The following is a 10,333-nucleotide window of genomic DNA, read 5'->3' as shown; positions in this document are numbered from 1 at the left end:
CGAACGGCGCGTCATCGACTTTATCCTAGATCCCTTTAAGAAATTGCAAAAAGGCGGTTTAGACCTTTAGCCATTAGCGAGAGGAATTGTGTCATGTTAAAACGTTTGAACATTTCCTGCGAAGACATAATTCGCAACATCAAACTTTATTGTCAAATTCCTGATGTTGTGGAAGCTATAGCGACTCAAAAAATTATAGCTGAGGCTGCGCAAGAAGCAGGCATTCAAGTATCAGAAGAAGAACTACAGCAGGAAGGAGATAGGCTGCGGTTAGAGAAGAAACTAGTACAAGCCAAAGACACTTGGGCATGGCTGAAAAAACATCATCTGTCTTTAGATGACTTTGAAGAATTAGCCAATAACAACATACTATCTAAAAAGTTAGCTAATCACCTATTCGCCGATAAGGTCGAACGGTTCTTTTATGAACACCAACTCAATTATGTTGCAGCAGTTACCTACGAAGTCATATTCGATGATAGAGATTTAGCATTGGAACTATTTTATGCCTTGCAAGAAAGGGAAATCACTTTTCAAGAAATCGCCCGCTCTTACATTCAAAATCCAGAACTTCGTCGTGCTAGCGGTTATCAAGGAATCAAACGGCGCACAGATTTTCGACCGGAGATTGCTGCTGCTATATTTGCTGCGACTCCGCCAGAAATACTCAAGCCAATTGTGACTCCAAAAGGAGTCCATCTAATTTGGGTTGAAGAAATCATTCAACCCAAATTAGATGAAGAGGTACGTCAAAACATTATTAAAGATATGTTTTCTACTTGGTTAAAGCAGCAAATAGAAATCATGGAAATTATTACAGTTACAGACTCAGACAGTAGTTTTCAAGTAAATGACAAATTTCGTAAGCAGGCTTAATTTTGTATTATTAGGAAATTAAAAAATGAGGTGTAATATCTAAAAAAATAATAAAAATAAAAAAATATATTTAAAAAACATTAACTCAATATAAAAATTTTGAGGTTTTTGTTATGTCTTTTTACTAGTAAAAAGACATATAAGATTTCAAGGATAAAATAATAGAAAACTACTTTATTGATTAGAAAAAACAATAGTAATTTTTCAAAAAACTATTGTTTTTTCAATACAATAAGCTATATTAGTAAATGTAAGCGAAAACAAAAAGCTTACACCAGTAATTCCCAATTTCAAAGTAGTAACAAAAACTAATTCAAATCCCAGGAGAAACCTATGATTATCTCAGACTTGAATCTTTTGGAAGCTGTTGAAGGTGCAGATGTTGTTGGTGGTATTTATTTAGGTAGTGGTTACAGCTACAAAACAACCTCGCTTTATGTTAACGAGAACCTCAACATCAACAAATACATTACTTCAAAGGTAGACGTTAAAGGCAATACAGCTACAGCGGAAGCTGAGGCTCAAGGTGACAATACCGTAACCCAATCCTTCGCTTTCACCACTCCATATTCTTCTAATAGCACCTCTATTGCTGCTACCAACTAGTCACTAGTAATTAACAACAGCCAGAAGCTACACAGCTTTTGGCTGTCTTAAAACCAGCTAGCTGCCAACACTGTTAAAAATTTAATTAGTACCAGTTCTCTGTAAGAATGCACTAGACAATCGAGCCGTTACTCTCATCTGCTTCTTGGCTAAAAATGAGAAATGCAGCGTGCAGTTGCAACTCGCCGCTCAAGCATACGGTCTCGATAGCGATGCAGAAGGTTTAAGCTACAGTTACAGTGTTGCCTACAGATCTTCCCGCTAGTCTGACTTCATCGTTTATAAGCAGCTAAAAATGACTTTCAGTTAGACATCCATTATAGCTGTCTCGTCTAACTCTTTGTTTCATTCATCTGCATCTTAGATAAAAATCGCTGAAAGCTTTTAATAAGCTTTCGGCGATATATCTATTTCAAAAGGGGTTTCATAAATGTATTAAAAAATTCCAGGGTGTTTTATGAGCAGATTAAAAATTTCCGACCTCAGTTTTTGTGACACTGAAGTTTATAGTAACAGTCAAGTAGAAGGCGGATTAGAACTTACTTTGTACTTGCCTAAAACTAACCTGTTAACTACGATTAAAAATCCTGATGCGGACTACACTACAGAATACTTCGGTGACGAAAAAACTGGTAATTATGGATATGTAGTCTCAGATAAACTTGGCAAATTTTTCGCAGGCGCAGCATTTGGTACTCTTGAGAATGGTGTTAGATATACCACATCTTTTGCAATGAATGCCAATCTTGTTCAAGGTTCTAGTACCTAGGAGTTTTTAAAGCTTTCGTAACTTCTTTGTAATGCAATAGGTTGTAAAATCATGGCTCGCTATCAAGTTGTAATCAAACGCATTGTCTCAGCAAATGGCAAGATAATTGCCGAGGCAAAAAGCGTAGCCACAGCATCTGGCGATAATCAAAGCCACATTAATCAAAGCGTTTCTGTACACGTTTCATCTGGTAATAATAGTTGTAGCAGTTTCTCAACATCTAGCTCTACTTCTTATACCAAATAGATGGGCAAAAATTAAATGACCAGACGCAATATTTTATTGCATCTGGTCACTGTTAACAATTACTTATTAAGTGTTTTTAGGGTGGCTCCCTTTCTTTGCACTTTTAGGGATGCTCCTGTCCTCAAACCTCAGCGGCTATCTTTCCTTACAAAGAACAAGCTGAGGTTTTTTCTTTGCGTCTACCTTTCGATGCAACAGCAATTACGCCACAAGAGAAAAGTAGAGCTAGACAAGTTGAAGGTTCAGGCACTGAAGTCACTCTAGCCTGATTCCTTTTAACTTCTATCAAAGTTAAGTTTGTGTTGTTAGCAAAATAACGTTGCAGAGAACCCTGAATAGAAGCTGTGGCAGATTCTTGATTTCCTCCAAAATTAGACGTAGTGACTGGATTCCCTAAGCTAATATTGTCACTTTTTTGATATGCGATAAAGTCATCATCACCTGGGGTGGTTAAATTTCCCGCGAGGCTGAAGAAGTCAATGGTACTGTTAGTAGTGGTATCAAGTAAAGCCAAAGATATATCCCCCGCAGCTCTTGCATTTTCTGCTTGTGGATTATCTATTGATGTTTCCAGGTTTAAATTACTTTTAAAGTCAAAAGAAAAAGGTGTATTCGCATCTACATCAAAGTTACCGATAACTGTAACCTCACTTTCTGCTAATCCTAAGTAATCTCTCCCTTCACCAAAGGCTAAGCTCAAAGATGAATTGGATGCTGTTGGTGGGGCAACTATAAAAGTTGCTTCTGCGTTAGCAAAAGCATTCACCATTCCATTATTGGCAATAGTAACAGTGTTAGTGTTAGTAGCAGTTCCAGTTGTCGAAGGGTTTTGACTAAATCTTGTAAACTCTAGTACTCCTTCAGAACGTGCTAAGGTAGCAGCCTGACTGGGTGACGCTGCTAACATAGAGCTAGCTATGCACGGAGTAAGCAGTAGTAAGAAGCTCTTGGTAAATGCTTGATATTGCTTCATAACGATCCTCTTTTTATACTTGTGAGGTTTTCAGGTCATTGACTCACCTAACTACTTAGATGAGTAAAGATACAAGCAGGCATGACGCAACGCAGAAAGCTCTCGAGCTACTTTTGCGCTGCGGAAAGAAAATTTTTCAGTCACAGAGGATGCTTTTAACAGTTTTGGCAAACAAAAATCTGCAGTTATCGCATCAGTAATCTTGCGGTAACTGTCTAGCAGGTAAATTATTAGTTAAGTATTAATACTAAAGCTCTTTTGGAATTTTCTTTGCCGATTTTGTGTAAGCTATGGTCAAAATTTAAACTTATACGGCACTTTAATGATGAAATGGCAAATTTACGCAGTTTTACTAGCTATACTTAATACAAATACTGTATGATGTGAAATTACCTTAAATTTGGCTTAAATGTTCATCTTGCCCTTGTCTGCTCTATTTAAGGGACGATTCAGCAGCTTAGTTGCCTTTTAGGCTTAAAATCTTGACCAGGCTCAGTCTGAAAACGCATGGTAATGAGTCAAGACAGCGTTACCTACCAATTTCTGAACGTTTGTACGAATTGTCACGGTTAACGTTCCCTGGCTCAACGCCAGGGAACGCATATTAATTCTTCGCCTGGCTTGGTGAACCAGCAATCGTCACATCTAATACCGTCACTTGTGTTGCTAGCTGCGTCAGTGGTGGTTTAATCGCGGTTTGATTCCCCACTACCAAAGTCACCAAATTTTCTGGCTTGAGGTATTTGCGCGCTACCCGCTGCACATCAGCCGCCGTGGTTGCTTGTACAGCACGCTGATAGCGAAACAGGAAATCGGACGGATAGCCGTAATATTCGTATCGCATTAAGCGAGACAATGTTTGCGCAGGATCTGCAAAATTGAAAACAAACGAGTTAAGAGTAGACTCTTTAGCAAAAGCCAACTCCTGCGGGGTTACCCTTTGAGCTTGGATGCGCTTGATTTCTGCTTGTACAGCTTTGACAAACTGCACTGTAGCATCAGAGCGCGTTTGTCCCCCAGCAATGAACAAACCAGGGTAGTCATGGCGGGGACTCCAGGAACCAGACACGGAGTAAGCTAAACCTTGACGCGATCGCACTTCATTAAACAAGCGTCCACCGAATCCATTTAACACTCCATTGAGCACATCTAGTACTGGATAATCAGGGCTATTGAATTGTCCCCCCAAATGCCCAATCAGAACACTACTCTGTGTCAGTTGCGGTTGATTGACAACAAAGACACCACCTTTTTTATCTTGCGCGACTTTAGGTAACTGAGGTTTAACCAGTTGCGGATTTGGTTTCCAGTCAGCTAACTTCGCTTGAATGAGCGATCGCATTTTCTTCGAGTCAAAATCCCCCACAATTCCCAATATCATATTATTGGGATAAAAATACTGCTCTTTAAACTTCACCAAATCCTCACGGGAAATTTTATCCAGTGTTGCATACTCTTCTGTGCGGGCATAAGGGCTATCTTTGCCATAAATCAATTTCTGAAATTCCCGATTCGCAATAGCATCAGGATCGTCATTGCGACGGGCGATCGCACCCCTCAACTGGGTTTTCGCCAAATCGAGCTTTTCTGGAGCAAACACTGGCTCCCGTAGCACCTCAGCAAACAACCCAAACACGGTTTCCAAATCTTCACTGAGTCCCTCAAAAGAAGCACTACCAGCACTTTCGCCAATACCAGTTTCTACCGAAGCCGCTCTTTGCTCCAAAATCTCATTGAGTTGATCTGGCGTATGCTTTTGAGTTCCTCCAGAACGCATGACGATACCCGCCAACTGAGCCAAACCAACCTGTTGTGCAGGTTCAAAGCGATCGCCCGTACGTACCAGCGCCGAACCACTCACCAACGGTAGCTCGTGATCCTCCATCAAATACACAACCATGCCGTTGTTCAACACATACCGCTCATACTTCGGCAACTTCACCTGAGGTAGTGGCGGCAGTTGTAACTCTGTGTAATGTTTTGCCGCCGTCGCCGCCCAAGATGTGTTCAGCACTCCAAAGCATAGCAAAGGAACCAACGCAAAACAAACCAACAACGAGTAAAAAAACCTTTTCACTTTTACCTTGTCCCTTCTACCCCTAAACCTCTTCATATCTCTTTTCTCCTCCTTGTTGGCGCTCTAGCCTGCTGCACGTAGCTCTTGCGTCTAAGCTGGTCCTGCGGACACGCCAAGAGCGCAAAGCATCCCAGGGATACGCGCTTAGCAGTTCAATTCCTATTTCTGCTTCGACAACAGCTTACCAACTGTACGATTTTCCGCCGTAAACGTCGCCGTCGCCACTCGTTGAATATCAGCAGGCGTCACCGCAACAATTTCATCTAACTGCTTGAACAAATTCCGCCAAGAGCCAGTTTTTACCTCATACTCCAACAACTGCTGCGCCATTCCCATATTAGAATCGAGTATTCGCAACAAACCTGCTCGAGCTTGCGTTTTCACTCGCTCCAACTCGGTAGCAGAAACTGGCTCAGTTTTCAACCTCTCAATTTCCTTAGCCAAAGCTACCGCCACCTCATCAACCGTGTGACCTGGAGCCGTAAGAGTATAAAACAACATCATATTCGGATACTTATCTCCTGGGAATCCGCTGAAACCCTGTGCCGCCAGTGCCAACCGCTGCTGTTCCACTAAAGACTTATATAACCGTGACGTACGCCCGTCACTCAGCAACCTACCAATAATTTCATAAACCGCCTGATCTGGATGAGTTATTGCTGGACGGTGATAACCTTCAAGATACCAAGGCTGAGAAGGGAACTCCACAGTCACTTCCCGTGTTTGTGTTTGTTTTGGTTCTACGGGGATTTGAGCAACAGCTTTTTCTTTTGCCTTGAAACGCCCAAAGTAAATTTGTGCCAGTCTCTTAACTTCAGTGGGGTTGACATCACCAACAACGGCAATTGTTAAATTACTGGGTGCATAGTAGCTGTCAAAAAACTTCTGCACATCTTCGCGTGTCAAATTGCGGATATCTTGGTCGTAGCCAATCACGGGACGCTTATAGGGATGGGCTTGAAAAGCCGTACCGATAAACTTTTCTATCATCAAGCCGATAGGAGAGTTTTCCACCCGCAGACGTCGCTCTTCTAAAATGACATCTTTCTCCTTATAAAACTCCCGGAATACGGGATCTAGAAATCTTTCTGATTCCAACGACATCCACAGTTCTAACTTATTGGAAGGAAAGCTGTAAAAATAACGAGTCGCTTCCGTGGAGGTATTGGCATTTAAACCTACGCCTCCCGCCTGTTCCACAATTCGTCCTAATTCGTTTTGCTTGGCAAGTTTAGCAGCTTGTGCTTCTATTTGCTTGAACTGAGCTTCTAACTTAGCAACTTCATCTTTTTTATTAGCTGCTTTTGCTACTGTTATTTGTTCTGCCAATTGATCCAAACGCTCAAGTAACGGTTTTTCTACCTGGTAATTAGATGTACCAATTTTTGTGGTTCCTTTAAAAGCCAAATGCTCTAAAAAGTGTGCCACACCTGTTTGCCCATCTGGCTCATCCACACCCCCAACATCAGCATAAGTTAGAAAAGAAACTACTGGCGCTTGATGTCTTTCCAAGACAATGAACTTCAAACCATTGTCAAGACGGAATTCTGTCAACTGCTTTATCACCCGATTCAAATAGGGTTGAATCGAACTTTCAGCAGATGGTGTCTGAGTCTTCGCTAGAGCAATTCCTGGTAGGAACCCCCACCAAAGAAGTATTGCTACAAGAAAAGAGACTAAAAGTTGACTTGCTTTGTTTTTCACTTCCCTTTGGTATAAGCAACTAAACCTATTCATACACGAAAATAAAAGTAAATTTCTATGACAACACCAAACACGTAACTTAGTCAACAGGGTCTTAATCTTGTTTTAAGCTTTCTGTAGTGATTGCATTTAACCTTAGACAATAACGCGACACATCCTGTTCCGGATATTTCACCATAGCTGTTATAGCCCGAGGCAGGCTGCTATTTAGAACGTTAAAGTATACTAAGGATCTGGAAGCCTGACAGTTTTGAGAGCTTTAACTAAGGGGTGATCGCAGAGTTATTTGATTTGGGAGATAGAGATTGATGGCTAGTAGCAATATTGAAGTAGTTTTCAGCTTTGATACTACAGGGAGCATGTATCCCTGTTTGACTCAAGTTCGCCGCAACCTCAAAAGCACTGTCACTCGGTTGCTCGATGAAATTCCTGGCATTCGTATTGGCATTATTGCTCATGGTGACTATTGTGATGCTGGGTCTACCTATGTCACAAAACACATGGATTTATCAGGGAATGTCGATACCATATGCAATTTTGTGCAAACTGTCGAAGCCACAGGTGGTGGCGATGCTCCCGAATGTTATGAACTCGTCCTGCACGAAGCTCAATCCTTCTCCTGGTCGCCTACCAGCATCAAAACTCTTGTGATCATTGGAGATGACATTCCGCATGCGCCTGCTCAAACGCCTCAAAAGCTGAATTGGCGAAAAGAACTGGAGAAGTTAACAAAGTTAGGCATTACCGTGTATGGTATTCAAGCATTAAATCGTTCTCATGCAACACTTTTCTACAAGGAATTAGCAGATCAGTCTGGAGGTTTTCACCTCAATTTGGATCAGTTTTCCTACATCACCGATTTCTTCCTATCCGTTTGCTACCAACAGTCGTCTCAAGATCAACTCCAGGCATATGAACAAGAAGTCGCAAACCAGGGGCGGATGAATCGCGGTTTGAACCGTATGTTTAACACGCTTCTGAAACGTGATGCTTCTGATGAGTTTGGGGAAGCAGATTTACGAGCAGTGTCACCTGGACGCTTTCAAGTTTTGGACGTGGATCAGGACATTTCCATCAAAGCTTTTGTCTTAGAGAATGGTTTGACGTTCAAAGTCGGACGAGGCTTCTACGAATTCACGAAGACAGAAACTATTCAAGGTCATAAAGAAATTATTCTCATGGATCGCAAAACGGGCGATTTATTTGAAGGGGAAGCAGCACGAGATATGCTCGGTTTACCTGCTGGGACAACTATGCGAATTAAACCAAGCAACCTGGAAAAATACGTTGTGTTTGTACAAAGTACTTCTGCCAATCGCAAACTGATGGGAAAAACACGATTTCTGTATGAAGTGGAGGATTGGGCACGTTGATCAAATGAGTCGTTCCAACAAAACACCCCACCATAAAGGCGTATTGCTCATATGAAAATTTAGACACCTGCTGTTGGAGTCCTTTCCATATCATTAGGGTCTTAATCTTGTATTAAGCTTTCTATAGTTATTGCATTTAACGTTAGACAATAATGTTACACATCCTCTTCCGGATATATCACTATAACTGTTATGCGACTTTTTAATTCTCCCCCATCCTCCGAAGCACAAACACGCACCCGCATTCTAGACGCGGCAAGGCGGTTATTTGCCTCCCAAGGATTTGATGGTACGACGACTCGTGACTTGGCACAAGCCGCAGGCGTCGCTGAAGGCACTCTGTTTCGTCATTTTTCCAATAAAAAGGCGATTTTGGTTGAGGTGGCAACTCAAGGCTGGGTGGAGATTTTGACAGATTTGCTGACAGAATTGAGTGAAATGGGCAGTTACAAGGCTGTTGCTCAGGTTATGCGCCGCCGGATGTGGAATTTCCATAAAAATGCTGACTTAATGCGCGTTTGTTTCATGGAAGCACAGTTTCACCCAGACTTGCGCGATCGCATCCAGTCTGACGTAATTGTCAAAATGACTAATGTTGCCGAAGCCTTCTTTCAAACGGCAATGGACAAAGGAATCTATCGTCAGATGGATGCAACACTGGTCGCTAAAGTTTTTTTAGGAATGTTTGCCGTTGCAGGGTTTTCCAACAACACCGTTATGGAACCAGACGCCTCACCCCAACAAATGCAGGCAATGGCAGAAGGACTAGCTGATATCTTCCTTAATGGAGTTTTAGCAAAAGAGTAAAGAGTGAAGAAATTGTTTTATTTTCTTTCTTTTTTCTTTTATCTTCTTTCTTCTATCGTTCGTGCTTGTTGATTCCACTGTTGAATTTGCTCAATCGAAGGACACAAATCACGCCGTTGCATTGTTGCGACTACAAAGCGCAGAAGTTGTTGGTGCAATCTGTGAGTGGGGGTAGCGGCTAACTGTGCCACAGATCCAATACCCGCATGCAGCAATAATCCACAATATTGTGTTCCTACACTGGGAATACGAGCCAAATCTGCCAATGCTACCCATTTATTGACATACTGAAGATGAATCTGTAATTTATTTGCTAGCGCTAGCCTATCCGCAGGGGTTTTCCCTTGTTTGACAAGCGCCCCTGTAGTGGTAATGCCACAGTTTTGCAGTTGGGATTGTTCCTGCTGGCTCAATCCAGGCAATTGCTCGATGGACCAATGACAAGATGAGATACTACTCACACTTGATTTTTGTTTTGGGGACATTCTTTTAAGTAAGTGAAATTAAACATAAACATAAATTCTTTGTTCGTAGTGCGCGTTATCTTCCCCAAAGAGCAAGGCTTCTAACAGCTTAAGCCCTGACTACATTAGAGCGCGTTTATTTATGCCCACCGACTTCACAAAGAAATACACTCTTTAAATATAAAACTCGGCAGTTAAGTTGGTGTCTGCCGAGTTTGTATTGATTGTATTATAGGTTGGAAAATTATTTCGTTTTTTCAGCATTCCTTAATCAAAAGCAGACTGCACCAGATATTTTTACATTTGAAATTTTAGATAACCATTTTTTGAATTCAAAATTCGCGAAATTCTTAGTTCAAAATTTAAGAAAAAATTTTGAATTAACAGTTGGGATACAAGCCCGTGGCTGCGCGACATGGAAAACAAAAAAAAGCGCTA

10 protein-coding genes are annotated in these 10,333 nt (G+C 41.4%); 6 read left to right on the top strand and 4 right to left on the bottom strand.

What is annotated here, in order from left to right:
* Positions 1-93 precede the first annotated feature (93 nt).
* From V5G28_RS05255 to V5G28_RS05240, 4 genes are all read left to right on the top strand, one after another.
* Positions 94-876 (top strand): peptidylprolyl isomerase, encoded by a 783-nt coding sequence (locus V5G28_RS05255; protein ID WP_332990468.1) that lies wholly within the window; start codon positions 94-96, stop codon positions 874-876.
* Between the two features lie 333 nt (positions 877-1,209).
* Entirely contained in the window at positions 1,210-1,482 is a 273-nt protein-coding gene (locus V5G28_RS05250) for a hypothetical protein (protein WP_332990465.1), read from the top strand.
* Positions 1,483-1,939: 457 nt separating this feature from the next.
* Positions 1,940-2,251 carry a hypothetical protein gene (locus V5G28_RS05245; protein ID WP_332990462.1) on the top strand — a complete coding sequence of 104 codons (312 nt, stop codon included), beginning with the start codon at positions 1,940-1,942 and terminating at the stop codon, positions 2,249-2,251.
* Positions 2,252-2,302: 51 nt separating this feature from the next.
* Positions 2,303-2,497, top strand: a complete 195-nt coding sequence (locus tag V5G28_RS05240) for a hypothetical protein (protein ID WP_332990460.1) — start codon at positions 2,303-2,305, stop codon at positions 2,495-2,497.
* A gap of 145 nt (positions 2,498-2,642) precedes the next feature.
* Here V5G28_RS05240 and V5G28_RS05235 read toward each other — a convergent pair whose 3' ends face one another.
* From V5G28_RS05235 to V5G28_RS05225, 3 genes are all read right to left on the bottom strand, one after another.
* Positions 2,643-3,470 carry a hypothetical protein gene (locus V5G28_RS05235; RefSeq protein WP_332990458.1) on the bottom strand — a complete coding sequence of 276 codons (828 nt, stop codon included), beginning with the start codon at positions 3,468-3,470 and terminating at the stop codon, positions 2,643-2,645.
* A 604-nt stretch (positions 3,471-4,074) separates the two neighbouring features.
* Positions 4,075-5,583, bottom strand: a complete 1,509-nt coding sequence (locus tag V5G28_RS05230; protein ID WP_332990455.1) for a M16 family metallopeptidase — start codon at positions 5,581-5,583, stop codon at positions 4,075-4,077.
* Positions 5,584-5,706: 123 nt separating this feature from the next.
* Positions 5,707-7,284 carry a M16 family metallopeptidase gene (locus tag V5G28_RS05225; protein WP_332990453.1) on the bottom strand — a complete coding sequence of 526 codons (1,578 nt, stop codon included), beginning with the start codon at positions 7,282-7,284 and terminating at the stop codon, positions 5,707-5,709.
* 275 nt (positions 7,285-7,559) lie between these two features.
* Between V5G28_RS05225 and V5G28_RS05220 the strand changes: the two genes are divergently transcribed.
* Both V5G28_RS05220 and V5G28_RS05215 read left to right on the top strand, forming a co-directional pair.
* The gene (locus V5G28_RS05220; protein WP_332990451.1) at positions 7,560-8,624 is read left to right on the top strand and encodes a vWA domain-containing protein; all 1,065 of its coding nucleotides are present in this window, start codon (positions 7,560-7,562) and stop codon (positions 8,622-8,624) included.
* A 192-nt stretch (positions 8,625-8,816) separates the two neighbouring features.
* Positions 8,817-9,431, top strand: coding sequence for a TetR/AcrR family transcriptional regulator (locus V5G28_RS05215; protein WP_332990449.1), 615 nt, complete (start codon positions 8,817-8,819; stop codon positions 9,429-9,431).
* 38 nt (positions 9,432-9,469) lie between these two features.
* Here V5G28_RS05215 and V5G28_RS05210 read toward each other — a convergent pair whose 3' ends face one another.
* Positions 9,470-9,916: a DUF4332 domain-containing protein gene (locus V5G28_RS05210; protein WP_332990446.1), complete on the bottom strand. Its 447-nt coding sequence runs from the start codon at positions 9,914-9,916 to the stop codon at positions 9,470-9,472.
* Between the last annotated feature and the right edge of the window lie 417 nt (positions 9,917-10,333).

Source organism: Scytonema sp. PRP1 (genome assembly GCF_036697665.2).
Lineage (GTDB): Bacteria > Cyanobacteriota > Cyanobacteriia > Cyanobacteriales > Nostocaceae > Kalymmatonema > Kalymmatonema gypsitolerans.
This window is presented reverse-complemented; position numbering and strand designations above follow the sequence as displayed.

Bases quoted from the DNA above. Each gene is read 5' to 3' on its own strand.
- V5G28_RS05255 (WP_332990468.1), top strand. From the start codon at position 94: ATGTTAAAACGTTTGAACATTTCCTGCGAAGACATAATTCGCAACATC.
- V5G28_RS05225 (WP_332990453.1), bottom strand. From the start codon at position 7,284: ATGAATAGGTTTAGTTGCTTATACCAAAGGGAAGTGAAAAACAAAGCA.
- V5G28_RS05245 (WP_332990462.1), top strand. From the start codon at position 1,940: ATGAGCAGATTAAAAATTTCCGACCTCAGTTTTTGTGACACTGAAGTT.
- V5G28_RS05230 (WP_332990455.1), bottom strand. From the start codon at position 5,583: ATGAAGAGGTTTAGGGGTAGAAGGGACAAGGTAAAAGTGAAAAGGTTT.
- V5G28_RS05215 (WP_332990449.1), top strand. From the start codon at position 8,817: ATGCGACTTTTTAATTCTCCCCCATCCTCCGAAGCACAAACACGCACC.
- V5G28_RS05250 (WP_332990465.1), top strand. From the start codon at position 1,210: ATGATTATCTCAGACTTGAATCTTTTGGAAGCTGTTGAAGGTGCAGAT.
- V5G28_RS05235 (WP_332990458.1), bottom strand. From the start codon at position 3,470: ATGAAGCAATATCAAGCATTTACCAAGAGCTTCTTACTACTGCTTACT.
- V5G28_RS05240 (WP_332990460.1), top strand. From the start codon at position 2,303: ATGGCTCGCTATCAAGTTGTAATCAAACGCATTGTCTCAGCAAATGGC.
- V5G28_RS05210 (WP_332990446.1), bottom strand. From the start codon at position 9,916: ATGTCCCCAAAACAAAAATCAAGTGTGAGTAGTATCTCATCTTGTCAT.
- V5G28_RS05220 (WP_332990451.1), top strand. From the start codon at position 7,560: ATGGCTAGTAGCAATATTGAAGTAGTTTTCAGCTTTGATACTACAGGG.